We start from the raw sequence: 23,072 nt of genomic DNA, 5'->3' as shown, positions 1-23,072 counted from the left end.
TTATTTATTGTAGAATCCATAGGATGGGCAAACTCGATTTTCACTTCTCCTGCAAAGGTTGTAACCGCTTTATTTTATGTATTCACCCCATTCTCTTAACTCACAATTACTGCTATAATAGTTAGTAGCAACCAAAATATAAAGATGTAAATGAGGGACATGGGATGAAGGATACAGGCATGATCCGGAGTTTAGACAGTCTTGGGAGAATTGTGGTTCCCGCAGAAATCCGTATGACTCGTAATATCGACATTGGTGATCCTATCGAATTTTTTATATTAAACGATAACACCATCATACTCAGGAAGTACACCTCGACAGAATGTACGTTTTGCAGAAGCCACGACCATGTCACCTACTATAAAGAGCAATTTATTTGCAGTAGCTGTCTAAAAGAAATTGCCGATCCTGAACGCATGTCTCAAGTGCCGGAGGCGCGCCAAGATTTTGCAGGCGAAGTGTCAGAGCACAGTAGCACGATCCGGAAGACGAAGACAGAGGATATGTGCCAACGCCTGGAGCAGGCCATAGAAGATCATCCATATGCCAATCAGAAAGAGCTTGCTGAAATCCTCGGGATCAGTCAAGCCAGAGTAAGTCAACTCAAACGCAAACTTAGTACTGCAGGCAAATCGTAAACTAATTCGATGTATATCCTGTTCAATCAAGAAGAAAGGCTTCGACTCTCCTATTTCAGGATGTCGAAGCCTTTTTTCTGTATCAGGTAATCTTGATCGGGTGATTTGTTCCTACTCGGTCAGCGCAGCCTTAAGCTCATCGGAGGACGCAGTCCACCATACCTCATTATGAGAGATCAAGAGGGATTTCAGGGCAGCTTTTTCAACTGCGCCAAGCCCTCCCACATCGATTTTGCGTTTTAGAGCAGCATCCAACTTATTGACATGCTCGGCGAGAATTTTCCAACCGCGACGCGCTTCCGTATCGATCCACATTTCACAGGCCGTTATTCCACCATAGAATTGACTTTCCTGGGTACGGTCCACTGCTACCCATACCACCCAAACCTGTCTTCCATTAGGTACATCTTCACGGTTCATGGAGAATTTAATACCCTTTTCAACCTTACTCTTGGCATGCATGGCACCGATATCAATGACTGCTTCACCGCCATCAATAATGACAGGCGATACGTTATTGAGCTCTATAGAGCCTGCTCCAAAGCCTTTATGTTTACTTTTGGCATTCACAATATTTAAGGCAATCTGTTTCTTGCCCTCCGGTTGTATGTTGTCCACGAGTGCACACCCTTCCTCTTACGAATAATTTAATTTTAGCTAATAATACGGCGATTGCAAACATATACATCCCGTAGATGCTTGTCACGGGAGGAATCACAGTATGAAGTCACTGTCATTAAGGTACATCATCATCTTTGCGACCCTGGCCGCCCTCGTGCTACTAGGAGGAATATGGGTCTATTCGGGAGATAACTCTACATCTTCTGTTACTAGCTTTGCTTCAAAAGAGGCCAAGTCCTCAAGCGGCACAGCCCCTGCAGCTGCACCACAGCAGATTCTGCCGGATAGCGCCCCCGTTCCTGCAGAGGAGGCATTAAGCCATCGAGTTGTCGAGTATCACATCGATGTTCAGCTTGTTCCTGATACAGAAACCTTAATCGCTTCTGAGACGGTAACCTGGACACACCCCGGATCAAAACCAGTAAGTGATCTATATTTTCATATGTATCCAAATGCTTTCGCTTCACCAGATACTACCTTTATGAAGGAGTCCGGAGGAACTCTCAGAGGGGACACCATGCCAGAGAACGGCTTCGGAAGTATGACTTTAACCGATCTTCGCACGACAGAAGGAACATCTCTAATGCAAAGAGTGCAATTTGTACAGCCCGATGATGGTAACGTCAACGATAAGACACTCCTAAAGGTACATCTCCCACAGCCTGTTAATGGCGGAGAGAGTGTCACACTTAGACTCCAGTTCGAGGTCCAGCTCCCCAAAATATTTGCCCGTATGGGTGCATCAGGGAATTTCGTGATGGCTGGGCAATGGTTCCCTAAGCTTAGTGTATACGAGCCTATGGGCACGCGTGGGGTTAAGGAAGAAGGCTGGGACCTGCATCAGTATCACGGGACCTCTGAGTTTTACAGCGATTTTGGCATCTTTAATGTAACGATTGCCGTTCCTTCCAACTATACGGTGGCTGCGACCGGATTTCCTGTAAAGAATGCCAAGCTGAAACAAGATCAAAAAATATATCAGTTCTATGCTGACGATGTTCACGACTTCGCCTGGGCTGCTTCCCCTGATTTTACAGTAGCAGAAGAAGCCTTCTCTACGCCAGAAGTGCCGGGTGTACGGATTAAGGTGTATCTCGATCCATTGCACAAAGACTTAAAGGAACGGTACCTTCAGGCCGCTAAGGCTGCCCTGACCTACTTCAGCAAATGGTATGGTCCTTATCCCTACTCGACTCTGTCAATTATTGTTCCGCCTAAGGAAGGCAACGGCGCTGGAGGAATGGAATATCCTACACTCATTACAGCCTTTGGGGCAACGGATTCTTCCCCCGACACCTCACTTGAAAGAACCGTCATTCATGAAATTGGCCATCAATACTTCTACGGCATGGTAGCCAGCAATGAATTCGAGGAGGCTTGGCTGGACGAAAGCTTCACTTCCTATGCCGAGGACAGACTCATGGAGCAAGAATACGGCAGCAAGGCTAATCTCCCTCTGCAGTCCAGCTTGGTGACCAAATCAGAGCCGCTAAACTTAGAAACATGGAAATATGCTGGGGCAGATTCCTATAGCCGAAATGTGTATATCCGCGGAAAGCTGGTGCTTAAAGATATTGAACGCCAAGTAGGTACTAAAGCAATGAACAGCATCATGTCCACTTACACACGTAAATTCCGTTTCCAGCATCCCACTACGTCTGATTTTCAGAAGGTCGTTGAGAAGGTAACCAAAAAATCGTGGCAGCCTTATTTCGAAGATTATATTTATGGCGGTGGTGCTCCTGATTTCTCAGTAGATACGATTACCTCTAAAAAGAACGGCAGCAGTGATGCTCAAAGCTACGAATCATTAGTGAAGATTACAAACAAAGGGAGCCATTACGTTGACGTTCCCATTAAATTCACATTATCGGACGGCTCTTCTGTGCAGCGGGTCTGGAACGGCGAAGGGGCAGAGACTATGTTTCAGTTGTTAACTGATAAGCCTCTACTCTCTGCTGAGATTGATCCTGAGCATTCCATTCTTTTGGAGAGCAAACATCTCAACAACTTCAGACTAGCGGAAATAGAGCCTAAAGCGCTCTCTCGATGGACATTAAGCGTGACAAAACTGCTTGAAACCGTGCTCGGAACTCTTGTCTGGTGAGGTGAATGATTGTGAGAACATCGATAACCCGCGGCTGGCAAAGCATGAAGGAGCAATTTTATATTCTAATTCTGCTCTTCATTTACCGGCTGCTCTGGGGCTACTTTTTGTACGGTTTTGTCCGGTCTGCTATCGTTCCAATCCTACTACGCTATCCCGATAAAAATGCCGGAGGCAGCGGAATGGGCAGACTACTCTATTATGTCGAAGGGCAGTTCAGCTTGAACACAGATCCTGCGATACGTACTTGGTTATGGATGTTCCTAGGGCTTGTTGTCTTGCGACTGCTACTCTCCCCCTTCATAAGAGCTGGATTGTTGCATGAACTCCATCAGGAGCGAAAGGGAGAGCGTGGCCTCTTCTTTTTTCCCGGTATGAAGCTTTATGGATTTCCAGTGTTGATCTTCAGTCTAATCGAATGGGTGCTGGCTCTACTGCCGTTATACTGGCTTGCTCCAAAAATGTACGGGCTGTTCTTATCCTCCTTTATGAACTACTCTTTGTTACTTCATCTAGTTCCATACGTATTGGCATGGCTTATATACATTTTTATCGTGCGTCTGTTCCTTCTATATATGCAGTTTGGTTATACCAGTGGTACGGGGATGTTCTCCTCACTGTTCATCTGCTTGAAGTCGCTGATTCCTGCTATAGGCATTTCAATCGTACTTGGTGCAGGAGGCCTGGTCCTTCTGCTGGTGTGCGGACTAACCGGTATCTTCTGTCCTGGCCTGCCGGCACTTCTTATTCGTCAAATCTCATCACTCCCCTCAACACTCTTCAAAATGTGGGAGATCTCCGCTCAATATCATCTATGGCGCAGTAAAGCATTTCCACAATAATTTAAAGCCTCACAGAACATAATATAAGAGTCCCGGTTCCTGAATCAGGAGCTGGGACTCTTTCGCGTTATAGATAAATTATGAGGATTTGCAAAATCGTAAAGACTTTGTTACAATAGGTCCTGTTCCATTAGTAACAAGTTTGTAATCATTTGAAACGATTTCTACATAACTTCATGTATTTGTCGTAGTCTTGTCGACAAGTCACTATCTGGTGCATAAAACGCCGAATTCCTTGCACCGGGAAGTGGGGGAACCATATTTTGGGTGAATTGATCTCGCTTTGCAGTGATCATAGGGGAACCTTCTACCGAATCCTTAAGCTAACCTCACAGGCATTGGAAGGGGTACATTTTTTTGAAGAACTTAAGAAAAGCATGCGTCGCTGCGGCGCTAGGACTAGTGATGGCATTCTCTATTGGTGGAGGAAGTGCCTTTGCAGACTCTAAAATGGACAGTGTTATCTCAAAGACTATTGGAGTTGCCTATAAAACCGGAGGCACTAGCACTGCCGGATTTGACTGTTCTGGATTTACTACGTATGTATTCAAGAATATGGGTCTTTCTTTGCCCCGCACCTCAAAAGCTCAATATAATATCGGAACTCCTGTAGCCAAAAGCAAACTGCGTTCAGGTGATCTGGTTTTCTTTAACACATTGGGCAGCGGCGTATCCCATGTCGGGATTTATGTTGGAAACGGTAAATTTGCACAATCTTCTTCTTCGCGTGGTGTGAACATCTCTTCACTTAGCCAGTCCTACTGGAACAATCGCTACGTTGGCGCTAAAAGAGTAATGAGTACTTCATCATATCAAGCAGTAGCCTACGATTAATACTTCCCCACAACTATAACCTCACAATTAACTATATAGGCCTGGATTTGATTATTGCCGTAATCGAATCCAGGTTTTCTTTTGCCTTATTATATTCTTTACACCACTAGAACAGGATCGAAACATATTTATTCGATAAATATTTCAATAAATAGAAAAAATAGGTCATTATTAGCGCTTACATATGCGTTTTGTCCTTAAAAATGCCAATTATTCTGCATTAATATGTTAAAAACGATTGCCAAGCGGCTCACTGTTTGTTACAATTAGCGCAGTGAGATTTTAGTAACATTTTTGTAATCATTAAGTTGTTATTTACAAAGGTTTTGTCATGTATTGATTACGAGCTATTCCTAATCAACAGTCTGAGCCGAGTTTCCTAACTATTAGGGAAACGGGGGAACCAACTTTGGGTGAATTGACCTCCATTCTTAGAGGGGTCATAGGGGACCTTCAACCGAACCCTTAAGCTAACCTCGTAGGCATCTGGAAGGGGTATAAACTTTTGAAGAAGAAGTTAGCAGCAGCAGTACTTAGCTTTTCCATTATCTTCACCATCGGAGCAGGAAGCGCTTTCGCGGATTCCAAAATGGATAAAGTGATCGATAAGACCATCGGAACTAAGTACGTATCCGGCGGCATCTCCACAAATGGATTTGATTGCTCCGGATTTACAATGTATGTGTTTGATAAAATTGGTATCAACCTACCACACCAATCAGGTTCCCAGTATCAAATGGGTACAGCTATCTCCCAAGATGATTTAAGATCTGGAGATCTTGTATTCTTCAATACAAGTGGTAAGGGTGTCTCCCATGTCGGCATTTATGTCGGTGAAGGCAAGTTTGCACACGCCTCCTCCTCACGCGGTGTAACGATTAGCGCCCTGAGTGATAGCTACTACGTGAAACGCTACATCGGTGCTAAACGGATTATGAGCACAGATGCTTATCATTCTGTTGCTTCTGAGACAGAAGATAATGATGATGTTCAATAAGTAAATCGTACATAAGCTCTTTTCCAAGATGTTAATTCTTGGGGAGGGGCTTGTTTTTTTGTCTTATTTATTACTTCCCCCTCTCGGAATTTGTAAAACAATAATCCTCATAAAGTTTCTGAGTCCAACATCCCTCTTATTGTATATAATTAGTTACAAGCATAAATGCCTTCGGCGTCCTTATAAGGACGGTAAGCGTTTTAAGCGAGAAATATAACACATATAGTATTGTGTGAAACTTATACTTTCTTATATTTTAAAGTATGACCCTCGTGAAAGGAGGTCGTTGACCTTATGATAAATCCCTCGGTTACTTTTCATGTTGCTCTTATGGAGACTACTCATGCGGAAGATATTTGCAAGTGGAACTACACACCCCCTTATAATATTTACGGCTGGATGCCGTGGGAGCAAATGCAGGCTCTTGGAATCGAGTTCGGTGACCCTCAGCTACGGAATGAGCAATATATCTCCATATTAAATGGGCAAGGGACTTTATGCGGATTCGCGCAGCTGTTCCCAATGGAAGGTGTCGTTCGTTTGGGAATTGGCATGCGCCCCGATCTATGCGGCCAAGGTCTAGGGAAATTATTCGTAGATGCAATCGTGCAAGCAGCCTTGATTCGTTATCCTGAGCGTGAGATTGATCTAGAGGTATTGACCTGGAACCAGCGAGCCATCCGAACATACCAAAAGTGTGGATTTACGATTACGGATACGTATGAGCGCCTAACCCCCACAGGAAACAAACCATTTTATTGCATGGTCTATGACAAATGATATTATATTCCATATATTTCTATGGATTGATTGTATTATCGTTCATTTTTTTGTCACAAACCCTATGATAACGCTTCACATTGAGCTATAATGTAGGGAGCAGCTTACATAGAAGGGACGAACTGGGATGCAGAAATGGATCATGAGCGGTTTGTTTTTTGCCGCCTGTGCCTTTGCGGTAGTACTTATGTTTACACTTCCAGGTAAAGAAGAGGTAGCTGAACAGAATAAGCCCACGATGCCAGTAGTTCAATTAGATGCGGCAAAGGCGGAGGCAACCGTGAAAGCCAGCTGTATTACCTGTCACGGCGATCAGCTTCAAGGTGGAGTTGGACCAAGTCTTCAAAATGAAGGTAGTCAGCATGACGCTGAAGGAATCTACAGCATCGTCACTAAAGGACGCGGTCAAATGCCTTCCTTTAAGGAGAAGCTGGCCCCTGAAGAGATTGCTAACGTCGCCCTCTGGCTCTCGGAAAAAAAGTGATCTACCTAAGCAACTAAAAACGCCCGTGCCAGAAGATAGGTTACTATCTGCGCACGGGCGTTTATTCATGAGCTTGGGTTACACTAATGATTTTTCTCAAAGGCTTCATTAAATTCATGTGCCTCTCGAATATCAAGAGCCGTAATACCGTCTTCCTCATTTGATTTCAGTCGTAGGGTAACTGTCTTATAATCAATCGTAATATGTGGATGATGATCAAAGGCTTCTGAAATGGTGGCTACTTCATCAACGAAAGCAATACCTTGCATATATTGGCTGAACATATATTTTCGCACCATGATATTCTCTTCCAGTTTCCAACCTTCCAGCTTACTGATCTGCTCACGCAGTTCTTCTTCCGTAAATAACAATTCGTTTCCTCCCTTACTAAAAATTGCAGTAAATTCCGCAGGCCCTTTACTTGTCTTATTCGTTAAACAAAACATCCCTTAGCTTCTGAGGTCCAAGGGATGTGCCAGGATAAAGGCAATATTTTCGATTAAATGTATTCAAGAATCCCAGCGATTATAACTCGGCTATACCAATTTTACCACGGGCTACTAACTACGGGCAAATTACGTCCCGCCATTCCCTCTTCTTAAATCAAAACAACAGAGGCTAAATCCTCTTCTCCAACTAAAATATTAATGCGGTACGTGTCCTTGTCGTATATGATAACGCCGCTCCCCACCTCAATCATCGGTTCATTACCCAGCGCGAAGAAAAGATCCTCGGCCAGCGCTTCCCATACCTCCAGCTTGGATTCCTGCGGCAATTCTTGCCACTCTACTGGATCCATTTCAAAAAATAAGTACCCATCGGAAATTCGTCCGACAGCCTCGGTCAAATCAGTTAGGATTTCACCGTAATCTCTACCATGCTTTACACCCACATGTATCACTCCGTTTTCTCCACAGATGAATAATTACTTACCTTATCCATTATAGCCGAAAAAATGACTTCACAAAAAACGGAATGATGTCGATAAATAAGAATATACGTTATTCGGTTTCGTACAGAGTGCCCTGCCGCCGTTTCAAGGATGATATACGCGGCTTTGTCGAAACACATCTTATAATCTCATGGACGAGGTGCATAATGGAAATTTCAACAATACTCGGTTTAATTTTTGGTCTAGTTGCAGTAATTTGGGGCATGATCCTCAAGCACGCTCCTCTTCACGCTTTGGCTACACCCGCTGCTTACGTTATTATCTTAGTGGGTACAGCGGCTTCCATCTTCATGGCCTTTCCATTCTCGGAGGTCAAAAAGATTCCAAGTCTGTTTAAAATGATTTTTATCAAAAAGAAATTAATCAGTAAACCCGAATTAATTACTATGTTCATGGAATGGGCTTCTATTACACGGCGTGAAGGTCTGCTGGCTCTTGAGTCTAAAGTCGATGAAATAGAAGATAACTTCCTCAGAAATGGCATGCGGATGATTATTGATGGGAATGATCAGGATTTTGTCCGCGATGTTCTCATGGAGGATATCCACGCCACAGAAGATAGACATAAAGCAGGGGCACTCATTTTCTCACAGGCAGGTATGTACGCTCCTACACTTGGTGTACTCGGGGCAGTTATCGGACTTATCGCCGCTCTGGCTGATATGAGTGATATGAACAAATTGGCTGCAGCAATCGGGGCTGCTTTCATCGCGACACTACTCGGTATCTTTACAGGTTACGTATTATGGCATCCTATTGCCAATAAGCTAAAACGACTTTCCAAACGAGAAATTGAAGTTCGAATGATGATGGTCGAAGGTCTCTTGTCCATACAATCCGGTGTATCCACTATTGCCATCAATCAGAAGCTTGCTGTCTTCCTAACACCTTCGGAACGAGCTAAGTTAAATGATAAGAAGGAGGGTGGATCGGGTGAGCAAAAAGACTAGACGACACGAAGAGCATGAAGAACACGCCGATGAATCGTGGCTACTGCCTTATTCTGACCTTATGACCCTTCTGGTAGCATTGTTTATCGTAATGTATTCTATGAGTGCAACGGATGCCAAAAAATTCGAAGAGATGAGTCAAGCCTTCAGTTCCGCTCTTAATGGCGGTACAGGTATTCTTGAAGAGCGGGCGGCAATGCCATCTAAGAGTCAAGAGGATTTAGGAAAAAATGATCAAATGGATAAATCAGTAACCAAGAAAAACGAAGAAACAGAAATGGCTAAACTGCGGCAAAAGGAACAAGAGGATTTAGAGAAGCTTAAGAAGCAGTTTGATCAATATATCAGCAAGAACGGCCTTACGGATCTGCTCAGTACTAAGCTCAATCAGTCTCAGCTTATGATTACGATAAGTGATAACGCATTGTTCGCTTCCGGACAGGCTGTAGTTAAAGATGATTCTCGGCAATTAGCAAAGTCCATCTCAACCATGCTGCAGCAATTCCCGGATTATGATGTAGTCGTACAAGGACATACCGATAATATTCCTATCTCTAATAGCAACTATTCTTCCAACTGGGACCTGAGCGCGGATCGCGCCCTTCAGTTCATGAAGATTTTGCTAACGAATACGAACCTGAATCCACGGAAATTTAGTGCGATTGGATACGGGGAGTACCACCCCATTTCTGAAAATACTACAGCTGTTGGACGAAGTAAGAACCGCCGTGTTGAAGTATCCATTATTCGTAAATATCAAGAAACCAAAGAGTTCTCAGGTATTGCTCCTTCCGATGAATGATGGTTATCCTATTACAAGCATAAAGAGCTGTCCCAAGGTCTTAGACCGATGGAACAGCTCTTTTTTGATAAATAGTATTCACGCCTAGGCCAGTATCTCTTCTAGACTATAGAAGTTTGTAGTTCAGGGTAGCTCCAAGTTCTTGTTTCTCTTCAGCAGACAACTCACGCCATTCTCCTGTTTGTAATGCTCCTAGACGAATATTCATAATCCGAATGCGTTGCAGCTTTCTAACCTCGTAGCCAAAAGCACTACACATACGACGAATCTGACGATTCTTACCCTCAGTCAAAATAATACGGAATACACGCTCTGTAATACGAGTGACCTCACAAGGCAGCGTCTTCTCACCTAATATCTTTACGCCGCTAGACATGCCGGTAATAAATGATGGCGTAATCGGTCTGTCCACAGTAACTACATACTCTTTTTCATGCCGGCCTTCAGCCCGTAAAATCTTGTTAACGATGTCTCCATCATTGGTAAGCAAAATCAATCCTTCCGAATCCTTATCCAATCGTCCAATCGGGAATATTCGCTCATGATGACCTACAAAATCGACAATATTCCCTTTAATATGCTGCTCTGTGGTTGAAGTAATACCTACTGGCTTGTTTAGCGCAATGTAAACCGTCTGGCTTGATGTTTCAAGTGCTACACCATCTATTCGCACATCATCGCCTGGAACGGCCTGACTGCCAAGCACAGCAGGTTCTCCGTTGATCGTAACTCTACCACCTTCCACCAGCTTGTCTGCTTCACGGCGTGAACAGTAACCTGTCTCACTGATGAATTTATTAATTCTCACGTTGTCCTTCACTCCGTTCATCCTTAATATTAAGCCAAGGGGTAAACGTGCCGGCTGCAGGCAGCTTGATCATAACGGTTGTCCCTTGACCCACTTCACTTTGTATTTCCAAATGCCCCTTATGAGCCTGAATAATACGTTGGCTAATCATTAGCCCTAAGCCTGTTCCCGACTCCTTATTGGTGAAGAAGGGTTCACCTAGCTTAGGCAACATATCCTTAGGAATTCCTTCGCCTTGATCTGAAATAAGAATGAAGACAGAATCCAAGGTATTTCTTAACTCCATTGAAATCACACCACCATCAGGCATAGCTTCAATTGCATTTTTGACGATGTTAATAAACACCTGCTTTAGCTGGTTCACTTCACAATGTACAGTAGATGGATGTTCAGAGAACGCAGCACTAAACTGAATCCCAAACAAATGGGCTTGACTGTCTAATAGAGAAACCACATCGCCAAGGATGTTCCGCACATCTTTTTCCTGGAAATGAACAGCTTGAGGCTTGGCCAAAATCAAAAATTCACTTACGATCAGATTAATCCGCTCGAGCTCGGATAACATCAGCTCAATATGGAGTGGGACCAAAAGCTGCTTCTCTTGTTGAAGTTGCAGAAATCCTTTTAGCGTCGTAAGAGGATTACGAATCTCATGGGCTACTCCCGCGGCCAATTGACCTACTGTAGTCAGCTTCTCAGAGCGTCTAAGCAGTTCTTCCATACGGTTACGTTCCGTCATATCACGTGAAACGTGAATAAAGGAATGTGGATACCCCTCTTCATCACGAATCACCGAGGTACTAACACTAACTTCAACTATTGTTCCGTCACGTTTAAGTCTTACTGTTTCGATCGGCGGCAGAACCGCGCCACTCCTTAACGCATTAAGCCTCTCTTCCTCTTGCTTAAGCGCTGGCGCGGGCACAAGGTATGGCATATTGCCTAGCACCTCTCTAGCACTCCATCCATACAGTTCTTCGAAGGCTCTGTTCGTGCTAGTGATTCGGCCGTCCATATCCATCGTATGAATAGCATCGGAGGTTCCGTTAATCACGGATTCCAGATGCTCCTTAACCGCTCGGTTCTCTTCCAGTGTCTGTTTGAGCCGATTGGTGCGCTGCATAAGGTGAGCGGTCATAGCGTTGATTCGCAGTGCCAATTGGCCTAACTCATCCCGACTAGTTACCTTTAGCGGAGGCTCGAATTTACCTTTGGCTACATCGTTCACTTTAGCAAGTATTGCCTGAATAGGACGAGTAACAAATCCAGACAGTATGTAACTACATAACAAGAATAATGTAAGTAATAACAGTGACGTTATCAGATTATTGATTAGTTGTTCATGAACCACAGATGAAATCACAGAGTAATCCAAAACGACACCGATCACATAAGCTTTCAGTCCAGGAGAATGGATAGGAATGAAGCTTTTGAGTACTCTTGTCCCATGTACTCTCGTCTCCAGTGTAACCGGCTTCTGCTTCTCCTGAGCCAATAGAATCGCCGCTCTATCCTGCTCCACATTACCATAAGTATAGGTGCCATACTTAATGGGGCGGTTACCAAGTTTCTTATTCATTGTGTCACTTCCGTCAGCCTTCATACTTACTGAACCAAATGTTACCGGGTTAAATCCAGTGAGTTCTAAAATCCCAGGATTAGCTTCTTTGGTCCGCGCTACAATTTGATCGGGATTAGTGATTTTGACATAATCGCTGGCTTCCGTGTTGACAATAACAGGATTAATGATGTAGTTACTTGCTTCATCACGATAATAACCCCACTTCTCAATGAAACCGGGATTGTAGGTTGAATATTCAAATGGGCCTGACCAAAAATGGTTCAGGGACTGTCCCTGACCCACGGATACTTCCTGATTATCGAATAACTCCAAAAAGGCTAGATACCAGTACCCCCAGTCTTTTGTGGACATCCCAATATCACTAGGTACCGAAGACCTTGCTACTACGATATCGTTATCAGTCTTTACCAGAATTGAAATATTAGACACGCCCACCTTGGAAGTTAGGGCCCTAAGTTCTTCATTCGTCACATTCTTATAATCTGGATCCAGTTCCTCGGAGGCAAAGATAGCCGCCATCCTTAAATTATGCGCAATTTGATATTCTACATAGTTAGAGCTATAGTTACTTTGTTCTACAGAAACGGCCATTTGCATAGCGGTTAGTTGCATATTATTAATGCTTTCATTCCGTAGATTGTTTTGGGCGGCATAAAGGTTAAATGTCAGGTTCAGTGCTAAAATTAGCAACACCGCCCCAAAAATAATAGCAGATAGTTTTGTCTTTATGGACAAACTGTTTGTTCACCTCTTATCCACTGGTAAATCCTTGCGGGCCCTTCAATAAACATCATACCTTTTGCCCTCACATTTGAAAAGACATTTCAATGAGCATTCCAATTCAAGGAATATTGAAATTCAAAAGGTCTTTCTCTACAATATACAAGTATAAATGCCTTCGGCGTCCTTATAAGGACGGTAAGCGTTTAAGCGCGAAATATAAGGATAAAGCATAGTGTGAAACTTATACTTTCTTATATTTTAAGAAACCATCCACATCTTATGCACATATAAACATTTTATTATAGAGCGATGTGCACAAAAATGTGTATAAGTAGGCTGTTATCCACAGAGTTATACACATTTTGTTAAGAACGAATATTTGTTCGTTGTACAATGGATATAAAGGAAGGGAAGATGATCTTGAATATTAAAGCAGGTGAATCGCTAGATGATATGGGAGCGGTTCATGAACATTGGATGAGGCAGGCGATAGCAGAAGCCCGCAAAGCTGAAGCATTAGGAGAGGTACCTATTGGGGCGGTCATCGTACGGCATGGTGAAATTATCGGACGTGGATACAATTTAAGAGAAACAACAATGGATTCTACAGCTCATGCAGAAATGGTTGCCATTCGCGAGGCCAGCAATGTCATGAACTCATGGCGACTGCTGGATTGCCAGCTGTATGTTACTTTAGAGCCTTGTCCGATGTGTGCGGGAGCGATTGTGCAATCCAGAGTACCCCTCACTGTGTATGGCACTCCTGATCCTAAGGCTGGATGTGCTGGGACCCTCATGAATTTGCTTGAAGAGCCGCGGTTTAACCATCGTACCGAAGTCATTCAGGGGATTCTACAAGAAGAATGTGCAGACCTACTGACCTCATTCTTTCGTCGTTTACGTCAAAAACCATCGAAAGAAGCATAAACGTCTTCGGCGTCCTTATAAGAATGGTAAGCGTTTAAGCGAGAAATATAAAACATAAAGTATAGGTGCTAAACTTATACTTTCTTATATTTTAAAAAAGGAGAACCCTGAAATGACCCTTACTTTATATCATACCTCACAAGGCATCTATATTTCTCCACTAGAGCTAAAGGATGCAGAGAACTTACTGGAGCTACGTTTGAATAATCGGTTGACACATGAACCGTTTGAACCAACACGCGATGAGCAATTCTACACCTTGGAGAGTCAACAACGGATCATCAATCAGCGACTGGAGGATGCCCAGCAGGATAAGGCCTATATGTTCGGCATCTATCTGCTTGATGGACAACTAATAGGTCAAATCACGCTATCTAATGTCTCAAGAGGTGTAGCTCAGTATGCTGATTTAGGATATTTAATGGATCATCGGGTGCAGGCAAAAGGTTACATGACCGCTGCGGTCGGATTAGTTCTCGGCTACGCTTTCCGGGCCTTAGGTCTACATAGGGTTCAGGCAGCCATATTATTGCATAACGAGGCTTCCCGGAGGGTGCTGGAGAAGAGCGGATTTAGGCCTGAAGGCGTCGCCCGCCAGTATCTCAAAATAAATGGACAGTGGCAGGATCATCAAACCTACGCAATATTGGTCGAAGATGTGCTACCGGATGAACATAAATAGCGTTCTTACTCTTCTAATAAAAAGACCCGCATGGGCGTATATCATACGCTACATGCGGGTCTTCTCACGTGACTTCTTATTAATAAGTTCCCAAACTACCGAATTGCTCCTCTAGTTGATCCATTGTAATTACATCATCGCCTTTAGGAATGCCAATCTTAAACTCTGGCTTCTCGTTAATCTTGCCATATTGACCCGTTCCGTTTATAGAGAAGGCTACGTCTATGCCATCTTCCGGATCGTTTACTTTAATGTCCATCAATAAATCCTGATACACAGGGAATCCGTCTTTATTGATCGCCGTATTGTAGTGGAACTTGTTAATCGTAAGATACTTATCAAGATCGGCCAAGCTCTTATCGAATTCAGTTCTAGTTTCACTTGATGTGATCTCTTCTTTAGCCTTAGCCAGATCAGCATCATTAATCTGCAGCATATCCTTGTATTCTTCCTTGCTCACAATATCAATGATTTTAGGTAAGGCATTATTCACAAAGATGGTGATTGCTTCTTTAACATTATCGTTCGTCACTTGGAACTGAACGACCTGTTTAGCATCTACACCCTCTGGTAAATTAGCGTCCTTTAGACTAACCTCATTAAAATACTTTCCTTCATCATATTCAGCTAGTACAGTGTCCACCACTTCATTAGAAAACTTTTGCATTTTCTGTGTATCAAGAGAGCTAGGATTAAACTCAGCACCCTCTTGCTCTGCCAACGCCTTCAGATCAACCTCTACAAACTTATTAACGATGGTCTCCGGAAGTGGTAAGAACGGAATCGATGGAATCTTAACATACAATTTCTCAGTGGTCATCACCATAGGGACATTGAAGCTCATGCTCATATCGCCCTTGAGATTGAGAACCATTGTTAGCTCTGTCTGCATTGGATCAGCCTGATAAACCCCATCAATGGTTATATCAGCGTTCTTAAGCATGCTGAGCACCTGTGTGGTCATTCCAGCAGATACACCTTCAGCGGTCCCGATGGTTAGATCGTTGATCGTAAACTTACTCTTCATCTCATATGAAGACATCGTTGTCGCTTTTGTAGCGGCTGATTTTAAGGCCTCTTTTGGCGCCTCCTGTTTACTTCCACATCCCGGCAGAATTACTGCTGCTGTAAGCAACAGTGCCGCAGCCGATAAACCCCATTTTTTGTTCATTATTTTTCTCCTCTCCCATGTAAAAAAAATTCTCCCCTCCTTATGATAAACGATTTGTAAAAATCAAGAAACACTTCTTTATAATTTTTATTGTTTTTATTTGTTATCCTTGCGGATTATGATGGTTTACATGATTAGCTTGTTTCACCTTTTTAGATCCAGAAAGTGGCTCTGGTGCAGATGAATTATGCTCCTTTCTACGCTCGCCATCCGTGGGCTGCGCCCCAGGAACTGGAATACTTTTTGGCTTTGACATTGTTCATTCCTCCTAAGGATTAGTCATGTTTTGTAGAGCCTGTGCACATTCATGAATTTGCCGTGTATATTGCTGTGCTAATAGCTGCACTGCATCACTACGCTCATCAATATGAATCCCACTTTTCTCCACATCAAGCAGATCAACAGCAACCTCCCTGCTATCTACGTACTTGCAACGAAAATCAAGTGAATAACCTTGACGTCCCGCAGCATTAAAGTGTATAAGCAGACTATTCGGATCGCCTTCATCCGCCAGTACATTGAAGCTGTCCCCTTCCTCCATTAACGTAGGCAGGCGTTCTTGCCAGGCAGAGACAAGATTATGCTGATCTACTTCCAATTGTCTGTCCATGATTATGATCATCCTCCTTCTCTAATACATTGCGGAGAAATCAATCTTTTTATTCTCATTGGAACTAGGTTCATCAAACAATAACTAAAATTGTACTAGTTCAAACACAACAAAAAAACCGCCCCCCCAAAGGAGACGGTTTCTATCTGCTTATTTCTTTAAGTTCATAAAGGAATGGCGGAGAGGATGGGATTCGAACCCATGTGGGCTTGCACCCTAACGGTTTTCAAGACCGCCCCTCGTTGTAAAAGCCCGCCATCCCTTATGCTGATTGACTTTATGGCACTTTATTGTTAAACCGCTACAGCGGTCTGAATTAAAACGTTCAATTCGGTACGTGACCGTTGGATAACTTCATCATATTATTTTCGCATGTATGAGTCAACCTGTAAAAACAAACGATATCTTATATCACCTTATTGATGAATTGGCTATTAGTTAGCTTGCAGTAGCTGATGCTAAATATAAATAGAGTCCCATTGTAGGAGGCACACTCAGAAGCAACATTAAGTTCTTCCACTATTAAATTTAACAAGCTCTTCCCACTCGATTGTTGCAGGTGGTTTCGAATTAATGTCATACACTACGCAGTTTACGTTTTCCACTTCGTTGACGATACGTACGGAGATTTTCTCCAATACGTCCCACGGGATACGTGGGATAAGAGCCATGATTAAGACTTAAATCATTAAAAATCCAACCACTATTACTAGCTTCAAATGCATGAAATTACTATTCAATTATTGCGTTTTTTTGTATATCAATTGAAGCGGGTGAAGTAACTAATATCAACCACTTAAACTACAAAAAATGAGAATCCTCATAATTAGGACTCTCATTAAATATCAATAATAAATAAAACTTTTCCTTAAAACGCATCCATTTTAAAAAGTCTTCCGTCATTTCCTTCATCATGTAAAATTTTAACTATTACGTGGCGTTTCTTTAATTCATCAATTTTTTCTGTTTTTTGAATTGACTCTGGAAGTTCGTCTTGGATGGATGATAAAATACTTTGAATGTTATATTTTTCGCAATATTCTTCAATAATATTATAAAAATTGTTTTTTTGCCTTGAATCTAGTCCATCAAAAATTCCATCGTGGTAAGCAAAATGAATAAACTTTTTATTAGAATACGTTGCTAATAACGCTAAATCCAAGGCACAGCACATCAGCTTTTTATATGTTGTTCCCTTATCTTTACTGCTAACTTGACTTGTGTTCATGTCTATAATTTCTGGAATAAATTCTATATTATTATTTTTATTTAAAGGTGTGCTGATTACTCCCGCATCCCCTAAAATTTCCATGAGTATATAGTTAAAATGCTTTCTGATTGTTTCAATATATGCATTGTGTTCGCCAAAAAAATCTTGCTTTATTGAAACCACAATATTAGAAATTTCGGTTTCAAGTCGGCTTTTCTTTTCAGTAAGTCCAGTTATTATATCAATACTATTTATTTTCACTTTAATACTTTCAATTTGTGTTTTTAATTCAGTTATCTCTTGTTGAAGAAGCTTGAATTTCTCAAATGAATCGGTTGTATTAATATAAGAAAGTAGTTCAGCTTTTTGTACATTTAAATTCTTAATTGTAATTTTGTTTTCCTCATAAATTTTATTATATTCTTTTAACATTTCTTGGACAATTTCGTTTCTCTCACTTAAAATTTCTTTGTTAAACTGTATTAAATCAGAGTAATCTTTATTAAGTTGATTTTCAAAGTAAATACCGATTTCCTTGTAAAATTGTTTAATTTCTTCTAAATCAAAGTTATAATTAATAATTGATTTATTTGCATGTTCAATTTTATTCTTCAAATAATAATTATCTTTTATTAAAACTGAAATTTTCTCGTCAATTTCTGTAGCGAGTATTTCAGGTTTTTCTATATCTGCTTTAGTGAAATCAAAGCTGTCATATTGCTGTTCTTTTTTTTCTACTTCTTCGATTTTGAGCGACAATACAACTTTTAATCTTTCTTCTTGCATACTTGTTTCATACTCATTCTCAACAGACGCACTCAGTTCATTATTAATAGAATCTAATTGTTTATCTTTTTGATATTTAACTATAATATTTTTTGATTTAAATCCAAGTAATTCTGCTACAACAGGTTTCCAATCAACATCGTTTGACTGCAAATACTTTGGTAATCTAAAGACATTACTAAAGCCTTCTGGACTTCTAAGAAAAAAAGCAATTGTATCCCTATAGGTATGATTAGGTAGTATTTCAAAAGATAAAATATCGTTCACGAGTTTTTTGGATTTTTCAAAACCACCAACAAAGTCCCAATCCTTATCTGGTAAATCTCTATAATTTTTTGCTCCAATGGAATGAGTTTTTATGGCTATTTTTGATTTTGCTTTTACTGCTCTTCTAATCGTTACAAATTGAGATTCACTAACCATGATTTCTATATAAAAGATAAAATGGTCAAATAGTTTTGGATTCTTTTTCAAAAAAAATTCTTTTCCTACTTTTTTTAAAAGGCAGAAATCAATCAATGCAGCCAGCATTGATTTCCCCAGACAATGGCTAGATTTTTGTTTATTTTCTGGATTTCTTATTTCTGCAAGAATAATATTTAAACCTTTATTAAAAACAATGTCTTCAAATATCTTTTCCTCAGAACAATAAATTTTACTAATCTTCATTTATAATCATTCCTATTGTATCATTATTTTTAAAATAACGAATTTTACCTAAAACAAATAGTAAGTCTAACGCAAGTATAAAGGTTTTATAATCATTTTCTGAGTTATTGGCATGATACTTTCGATACAATTCATCGAATTTAATATATGGCTCCGATAACATAATTTGAATGATAATTGTTGTCTTAACAAGAACTGACTTTTGTATATTGAAATGTTTATTAGGCGTCAATTTCATCGTTCTCACCTACATCACAAAAGTAGTACATATACGCAATAAGAATAGGTATTAATTCTTTTTTATGAAAATCCAATTCGAATTTTTGACTTGCTTCTGAGGTAAACTTAGTTACTACATGTTCAAAAGTTTCATCAAATGCGCCGAATCTTTTTTTGAATGCTGCAATTTTCCTATTTACATCACGTGCAATAAATCTATATCGCTTGTTTTCCTGTTCATTCGTTGGCTCACTCAAATAATCATCAATTTCATTAAAGTAAACTATATAATCTCTAACAGCGGCTCCGTAGTATTCTTTTGTCATACCATTAATTTGATTCTTCCTTTTAATATTTGTTCTTCTAAGTTTTTCATTAAATGTAGCAGTCGAAATCTCTCTTAGTCCATCTATCTTTGAGAAGAATATGTTAATTAATGCTCCCAATTCATCAGGGTCAATCATAATTGGACTTGAAAAATGATTTATAACCATATTTTCAGATGAATAGATTGGGGAGTTTTCACCATTGGTTTGGAAACTCATGTTTTCACACCTACTTATTAATATTCATGTCTCTTTTTGAAGTATATATTGGTGAATTGGTTCCGCTAGTAGTTTGTGAAATATTATCACTATTTACCTTGTTAATTTGTTTCTTGATATTGAATACACTTTTGGCTGCATATAAAGATAGAAAAAAAGAAATTATTGAAATTACACTTGCCGAAATATTAAAGATATCAAGATTACTCAAATCGTTTCCTCCCTAGTTCTAATTTCCTATATTCCAATATTCTACAATTCTACAATAATCCCTCACTTATATCTATACAAATTCAGGAAGAATTAATACTAGAATTATCAATCTGCTATAAATGTAAATTATTCGTTGCAATTTAGGAGTATCAATCTTCAATGACTCCTCAATGTAGGCAACGAATTTTTGATATGAAAAACTATAGTAAACCACCCACATAAAATTAAAGAAGCATCAAAATGATGCTTCTAATGAAGTCAGCTATACGCTATATCTGTTTCTGATATTCCCTCGCAATTTTATAGAATGTGTTCTTTTTAAGCCCTAACATTTTTATGAACTGCACCGCTGTTATCTCTTTACATTGCCATTTCTGATAATTTGAATCCAGAATCGTTTTTTGTTCTTTGCTTAAAGTATCAATATTCTTTTGCGGTCTGCCTAAGTGCTTACCTTTTGTTTTCGCAACAGAAATGCCTTCCGCTTGTCTTTGTCTAATATTCTCACGCTCTCGTTCGGCAACAAAAGAAAGTACCTGTAATACCAAATCACTTACGAATGTCCCTAATGTATCCTTGTGCTGTGTAGTATCAAGCAAAGGCATATCCAGCACTTTAATATCTGCTTTAATCTCCTGTGTAATGTGTTCCCATTCCTTCTTAATCTCTTTGCTGTTACGTCCAAAGCGGTCTATTGACTTTATGTACAGCAAATCCCCTTGACGTAAGCATTGCTTCAATGCTTGATACTGAGGACGGTCAAAGTCCTTACCGCTCTCTTTATCAATGAATATATCTCGTTCATTTACTCCAAGCTGCTTCATCTCATGTAACTGTCTATCGGGATTCTGGTCTTTTGCAGAAACTCTTATGTAAGCAAATATTTTAACTGTCATTAGTAGAGCATCCCTCTTTTTTTAAAGTGATGACCTAATTATATCATAATTGTTTATAAACGTATCCATGTATTTATAAACGTTTATATAGTCAAATCAACATCTTTACAACCATGAAAATCCACTTTAAATTGTCGTTTACAAAGGTATACGTTTAAAAACAATTGAAACTACTTCAAATATCCAGCCAACCACTGCGGTACATTGTCCTTTTATTACTGTGCTGTCGGGGTACTTTACAGTTTGAAAAGTACTTTTTCTGATTGGAGCGGGGCGAACACTCACACACACGAACTCTACGATTAAAATTTGCGATACGAAAGCCTTTTTTATCAAGTAGGATTGCATCCATACATGAAAATGATTAATGAAATCAAGCTCAGATAAAAATATTGTCCGTCTCTGTGTGTTTTTCCAACCTAGCTGTATAACTATATATGTAGGACTTAACTCATTAATCGCCTGCCAAATTACTAAAAGGCGACCTTCTCTAAAAACTATTAGAAGTGAACCAACTCTCTGAGTCACATCGGGGAGTTTTTATTTTTGCTCATGAAATCACACTTTAGTGAGGAGGTGAAATGAAAAATGAACGATACAGAACTACGACAAGCCGTGAATCAATTCCGCGAAAAATACGGAACATCCATAACATTTATTGCTGCGACAAGCGGCATGTCTCGCGAGCATCTAAGTAGATGGCTACATAATGATTCATATCTACTCTCACAAGAACTAAAAGTTAGCATTAGACAAGTTATTGAAAAATGAATCAACTAAAGGAGATGATAATATCAAATGAATTTACTGGAGCTAAAGGATATGCTTTGTATAGACAGATTACGTGTCCATGATAAACTACCTACTATTTATATGCCAAACGAAATTTTTGAAGATATTACAAACAATGTTACAGGGTCTTCTTTGTTCGTATCAAGTGTGTACGCTTGTTATTATCTTGATACATTTTTATATAGGTATGCAATATACGGAAAAAATGAACTGACACTAAAAGTTCCAATTAGAAAACAATTATTAGGCTTCTCGGGAAAAAGTACATTTCTTGACCCTATTATTAAAAAAGGGGGAATACTGAACTTGATGGGATATACGAAACCCGACTCAAATTATCCTATTCAATGGTACTTAAATGAAGATAGATTGGTAATCTTTGATTACTTGAAAGATAGGAGCATAGACGAAGAAAATAATATTGATTATGGGTATTACTATTCTGAAATCGTAAAGAACACTCCTCCCCGAACCACTATTTCTTATCCAATTAAAGCCTTTGATAGATTACATGTCAGCTCGGATGGCGAAGAGAGTAAATGGGGTACATTTGATGACATTTCACAAACACACGGTATTGAAGTAGAAACCTTCTTGAAGTGTATGTCTAATAAAGAGCTTGGTGTTGAAGGTTTTTATTTGTACTCGTTAATTAAACATAAATATGATTTCTATAAAGGCTATTGGAATATATCACTAGAGAAGTTAATTGAGGTTTCTGGTATGAAGCCTACAAGAATGAAAAAGGTTCTTCATACGCTGCGACAATACGAAATGGTCGATGTCTTACCTATGCCTTGGGTAATCGATAGACCTCATAATGTTTCAACTAAAGCCAACGGGTATCGTGCTTATAAAGCTGAATTTTTCTCTGTCACCAAAAAGCAAGTTGAAAAGCCTATAAAGATTAATTGGGCTACCTGTCAGGAACGTTACTCTTATGCGATTATCGAACCTCAAAGTGAAAAAGTGTCTTTTGACGAATACGAAGACTTGGTATTACCTTTTTAGTCAAAAAACCAAAAACTTGTTTCAGCGTCCTATATAGAATATATAAATATAGAGTATACAAGTTATCTATATAATTATCATTGGGTGTGTATATATTCTATATAGGACGCATAGCGCAGTTTTTGGAAATGCAGCGTAGTTCGCGTCATAAACTCGAAATGAACCTTTAAAATAAATAGTACTTTCTTTAGCATTCTATTACTACTTTTGTGGGTTCTTGA

General features: G+C 40.1%; 25 protein-coding genes and 2 riboswitches. Of the genes, 13 read left to right on the top strand and 12 right to left on the bottom strand.

Features of this window, described 5'->3' with window-relative positions:
• Window positions 1-164: 164 nt before the first annotated feature.
• Window positions 165-638, top strand: coding sequence for an AbrB/MazE/SpoVT family DNA-binding domain-containing protein (locus tag MHH52_RS00605; RefSeq protein ID WP_313640218.1), 474 nt, complete (start codon window positions 165-167; stop codon window positions 636-638).
• A gap of 111 nt (window positions 639-749) precedes the next feature.
• Here the strand turns inward: MHH52_RS00605 and MHH52_RS00600 are convergent, their stop codons facing one another.
• Entirely contained in the window at window positions 750-1,256 is a 507-nt protein-coding gene (locus MHH52_RS00600) for a YwhD family protein (protein WP_313640219.1), read from the bottom strand.
• A 103-nt stretch (window positions 1,257-1,359) separates the two neighbouring features.
• Between MHH52_RS00600 and MHH52_RS00595 the strand changes: the two genes are divergently transcribed.
• The 6 genes from MHH52_RS00595 to MHH52_RS00570 all read left to right on the top strand — a co-directional run bounded on the left by MHH52_RS00595 (window position 1,360) and on the right by MHH52_RS00570 (window position 7,303).
• On the top strand, window positions 1,360-3,366 hold the full coding sequence (locus tag MHH52_RS00595; protein WP_340006019.1) for a M1 family metallopeptidase: 2,007 nt from the start codon (window positions 1,360-1,362) through the stop codon (window positions 3,364-3,366).
• Window positions 3,367-3,377: 11 nt separating this feature from the next.
• Window positions 3,378-4,208 (top strand): hypothetical protein, encoded by an 831-nt coding sequence (locus tag MHH52_RS00590; RefSeq protein WP_340006018.1) that lies wholly within the window; start codon window positions 3,378-3,380, stop codon window positions 4,206-4,208.
• Window positions 4,209-4,422: 214 nt separating this feature from the next.
• Window positions 4,423-4,561: riboswitch (cyclic di-AMP (ydaO/yuaA leader) on the top strand.
• A 52-nt stretch (window positions 4,562-4,613) separates the two neighbouring features.
• On the top strand, window positions 4,614-5,042 hold the full coding sequence (locus MHH52_RS00585; RefSeq protein ID WP_313640238.1) for a C40 family peptidase: 429 nt from the start codon (window positions 4,614-4,616) through the stop codon (window positions 5,040-5,042).
• Between the two features lie 358 nt (window positions 5,043-5,400).
• Window positions 5,401-5,542: riboswitch (cyclic di-AMP (ydaO/yuaA leader) on the top strand.
• Between the two features lie 5 nt (window positions 5,543-5,547).
• Window positions 5,548-6,039 (top strand): C40 family peptidase, encoded by a 492-nt coding sequence (locus MHH52_RS00580; protein ID WP_313640222.1) that lies wholly within the window; start codon window positions 5,548-5,550, stop codon window positions 6,037-6,039.
• 294 nt (window positions 6,040-6,333) lie between these two features.
• The gene (locus tag MHH52_RS00575; RefSeq protein WP_340006017.1) at window positions 6,334-6,819 is read left to right on the top strand and encodes a GNAT family N-acetyltransferase; all 486 of its coding nucleotides are present in this window, start codon (window positions 6,334-6,336) and stop codon (window positions 6,817-6,819) included.
• Window positions 6,820-6,946: 127 nt separating this feature from the next.
• Window positions 6,947-7,303, top strand: a complete 357-nt coding sequence (locus MHH52_RS00570) for a cytochrome c (RefSeq protein ID WP_340006016.1) — start codon at window positions 6,947-6,949, stop codon at window positions 7,301-7,303.
• Window positions 7,304-7,386: 83 nt separating this feature from the next.
• Here MHH52_RS00570 and MHH52_RS00565 read toward each other — a convergent pair whose 3' ends face one another.
• Both MHH52_RS00565 and MHH52_RS00560 read right to left on the bottom strand, forming a co-directional pair.
• Complete coding sequence (locus MHH52_RS00565; protein WP_313640225.1) at window positions 7,387-7,674, bottom strand: 4a-hydroxytetrahydrobiopterin dehydratase; 288 nt, start codon at window positions 7,672-7,674, stop codon at window positions 7,387-7,389.
• Between the two features lie 227 nt (window positions 7,675-7,901).
• On the bottom strand, window positions 7,902-8,195 hold the full coding sequence (locus MHH52_RS00560; RefSeq protein ID WP_340006015.1) for a hypothetical protein: 294 nt from the start codon (window positions 8,193-8,195) through the stop codon (window positions 7,902-7,904).
• A gap of 206 nt (window positions 8,196-8,401) precedes the next feature.
• Here MHH52_RS00560 and motA point away from each other — a divergent pair, with 206 nt between their 5' ends.
• Window positions 8,402-9,205, top strand: a complete 804-nt coding sequence (gene motA, locus MHH52_RS00555) for a flagellar motor stator protein MotA (protein ID WP_313640226.1) — start codon at window positions 8,402-8,404, stop codon at window positions 9,203-9,205.
• Window positions 9,189-10,007: a flagellar motor protein MotB gene (gene motB / locus MHH52_RS00550; protein WP_340006014.1), complete on the top strand. Its 819-nt coding sequence runs from the start codon at window positions 9,189-9,191 to the stop codon at window positions 10,005-10,007. Before motA ends, motB begins: the two co-directional genes overlap by 17 nt.
• A gap of 106 nt (window positions 10,008-10,113) precedes the next feature.
• Here the strand turns inward: motB and rluF are convergent, their stop codons facing one another.
• Both rluF and MHH52_RS00540 read right to left on the bottom strand, forming a co-directional pair.
• The gene (gene rluF / locus MHH52_RS00545; RefSeq protein WP_076121365.1) at window positions 10,114-10,815 is read right to left on the bottom strand and encodes a 23S rRNA pseudouridine(2604) synthase RluF; all 702 of its coding nucleotides are present in this window, start codon (window positions 10,813-10,815) and stop codon (window positions 10,114-10,116) included.
• A complete protein-coding gene (locus MHH52_RS00540; protein ID WP_340006013.1) occupies window positions 10,805-13,132 on the bottom strand; it encodes an ATP-binding protein in 2,328 nt (775 codons plus the stop codon). Before MHH52_RS00540 ends, rluF begins: the two co-directional genes overlap by 11 nt.
• A 441-nt stretch (window positions 13,133-13,573) precedes the next feature.
• On the opposite strand from MHH52_RS00540, the gene tadA reads away from it, so the two are divergent.
• The gene (tadA, locus tag MHH52_RS00535) at window positions 13,574-14,047 is read left to right on the top strand and encodes a tRNA adenosine(34) deaminase TadA (RefSeq protein WP_340009427.1); all 474 of its coding nucleotides are present in this window, start codon (window positions 13,574-13,576) and stop codon (window positions 14,045-14,047) included.
• A gap of 112 nt (window positions 14,048-14,159) precedes the next feature.
• Window positions 14,160-14,729, top strand: a complete 570-nt coding sequence (locus tag MHH52_RS00530; protein ID WP_313640230.1) for a GNAT family protein — start codon at window positions 14,160-14,162, stop codon at window positions 14,727-14,729.
• Between the two features lie 79 nt (window positions 14,730-14,808).
• Here MHH52_RS00530 and MHH52_RS00525 read toward each other — a convergent pair whose 3' ends face one another.
• From MHH52_RS00525 to MHH52_RS00495, 7 genes are all read right to left on the bottom strand, one after another.
• Window positions 14,809-15,900: a hypothetical protein gene (locus MHH52_RS00525; protein ID WP_340006012.1), complete on the bottom strand. Its 1,092-nt coding sequence runs from the start codon at window positions 15,898-15,900 to the stop codon at window positions 14,809-14,811.
• Window positions 15,901-16,003: 103 nt separating this feature from the next.
• The gene (locus MHH52_RS00520; RefSeq protein ID WP_340006011.1) at window positions 16,004-16,156 is read right to left on the bottom strand and encodes a small acid-soluble spore protein P; all 153 of its coding nucleotides are present in this window, start codon (window positions 16,154-16,156) and stop codon (window positions 16,004-16,006) included.
• A 12-nt stretch (window positions 16,157-16,168) separates the two neighbouring features.
• Window positions 16,169-16,510 carry a hypothetical protein gene (locus MHH52_RS00515; RefSeq protein WP_313640233.1) on the bottom strand — a complete coding sequence of 114 codons (342 nt, stop codon included), beginning with the start codon at window positions 16,508-16,510 and terminating at the stop codon, window positions 16,169-16,171.
• A gap of 506 nt (window positions 16,511-17,016) precedes the next feature.
• The gene (locus MHH52_RS00510) at window positions 17,017-17,181 is read right to left on the bottom strand and encodes a hypothetical protein (RefSeq protein ID WP_340006010.1); all 165 of its coding nucleotides are present in this window, start codon (window positions 17,179-17,181) and stop codon (window positions 17,017-17,019) included.
• A gap of 197 nt (window positions 17,182-17,378) precedes the next feature.
• Window positions 17,379-19,175: a DUF2326 domain-containing protein gene (locus MHH52_RS00505; protein WP_340006008.1), complete on the bottom strand. Its 1,797-nt coding sequence runs from the start codon at window positions 19,173-19,175 to the stop codon at window positions 17,379-17,381.
• A 221-nt stretch (window positions 19,176-19,396) separates the two neighbouring features.
• On the bottom strand, window positions 19,397-19,939 hold the full coding sequence (locus tag MHH52_RS00500; RefSeq protein ID WP_340006006.1) for an ABC-three component system protein: 543 nt from the start codon (window positions 19,937-19,939) through the stop codon (window positions 19,397-19,399).
• 482 nt (window positions 19,940-20,421) lie between these two features.
• Entirely contained in the window at window positions 20,422-21,048 is a 627-nt protein-coding gene (locus MHH52_RS00495) for a recombinase family protein (protein WP_340006004.1), read from the bottom strand.
• A 588-nt stretch (window positions 21,049-21,636) separates the two neighbouring features.
• Here MHH52_RS00495 and MHH52_RS00490 point away from each other — a divergent pair.
• Complete coding sequence (locus MHH52_RS00490; RefSeq protein WP_340006002.1) at window positions 21,637-21,819, top strand: hypothetical protein; 183 nt, start codon at window positions 21,637-21,639, stop codon at window positions 21,817-21,819.
• A 27-nt stretch (window positions 21,820-21,846) separates the two neighbouring features.
• Complete coding sequence (locus tag MHH52_RS00485) at window positions 21,847-22,851, top strand: hypothetical protein (RefSeq protein WP_340006000.1); 1,005 nt, start codon at window positions 21,847-21,849, stop codon at window positions 22,849-22,851.
• Window positions 22,852-23,072 lie beyond the last annotated feature (221 nt).

Source organism: Paenibacillus sp. FSL K6-0276, assembly GCF_037977235.1.
Classification (GTDB): Bacteria; Bacillota; Bacilli; order Paenibacillales; family Paenibacillaceae; genus Paenibacillus_AQ.
The sequence above is the reverse complement of the archived record's forward strand: the minus strand, read 5'-3'. Positions and strand labels throughout refer to the sequence as shown.

Bases quoted from the DNA above. Each gene is read 5' to 3' on its own strand.
- MHH52_RS00500 (WP_340006006.1), bottom strand. From the start codon at position 19,939: ATGAGTTTCCAAACCAATGGTGAAAACTCCCCAATCTATTCATCTGAA.
- MHH52_RS00595 (WP_340006019.1), top strand. From the start codon at position 1,360: ATGAAGTCACTGTCATTAAGGTACATCATCATCTTTGCGACCCTGGCC.
- MHH52_RS00585 (WP_313640238.1), top strand. From the start codon at position 4,614: ATGGCATTCTCTATTGGTGGAGGAAGTGCCTTTGCAGACTCTAAAATG.
- motA (WP_313640226.1), top strand. From the start codon at position 8,402: ATGGAAATTTCAACAATACTCGGTTTAATTTTTGGTCTAGTTGCAGTA.
- tadA (WP_340009427.1), top strand. From the start codon at position 13,574: ATGGGAGCGGTTCATGAACATTGGATGAGGCAGGCGATAGCAGAAGCC.
- MHH52_RS00510 (WP_340006010.1), bottom strand. From the start codon at position 17,181: ATGGCTCTTATCCCACGTATCCCGTGGGACGTATTGGAGAAAATCTCC.
- MHH52_RS00575 (WP_340006017.1), top strand. From the start codon at position 6,334: ATGATAAATCCCTCGGTTACTTTTCATGTTGCTCTTATGGAGACTACT.
- MHH52_RS00490 (WP_340006002.1), top strand. From the start codon at position 21,637: ATGAACGATACAGAACTACGACAAGCCGTGAATCAATTCCGCGAAAAA.
- MHH52_RS00520 (WP_340006011.1), bottom strand. From the start codon at position 16,156: ATGTCAAAGCCAAAAAGTATTCCAGTTCCTGGGGCGCAGCCCACGGAT.
- MHH52_RS00495 (WP_340006004.1), bottom strand. From the start codon at position 21,048: ATGACAGTTAAAATATTTGCTTACATAAGAGTTTCTGCAAAAGACCAG.
- MHH52_RS00525 (WP_340006012.1), bottom strand. From the start codon at position 15,900: ATGAACAAAAAATGGGGTTTATCGGCTGCGGCACTGTTGCTTACAGCA.
- MHH52_RS00605 (WP_313640218.1), top strand. From the start codon at position 165: ATGAAGGATACAGGCATGATCCGGAGTTTAGACAGTCTTGGGAGAATT.
- MHH52_RS00530 (WP_313640230.1), top strand. From the start codon at position 14,160: ATGACCCTTACTTTATATCATACCTCACAAGGCATCTATATTTCTCCA.
- MHH52_RS00505 (WP_340006008.1), bottom strand. From the start codon at position 19,175: ATGAAGATTAGTAAAATTTATTGTTCTGAGGAAAAGATATTTGAAGAC.
- MHH52_RS00515 (WP_313640233.1), bottom strand. From the start codon at position 16,510: ATGGACAGACAATTGGAAGTAGATCAGCATAATCTTGTCTCTGCCTGG.
- MHH52_RS00485 (WP_340006000.1), top strand. From the start codon at position 21,847: ATGAATTTACTGGAGCTAAAGGATATGCTTTGTATAGACAGATTACGT.
- MHH52_RS00570 (WP_340006016.1), top strand. From the start codon at position 6,947: ATGCAGAAATGGATCATGAGCGGTTTGTTTTTTGCCGCCTGTGCCTTT.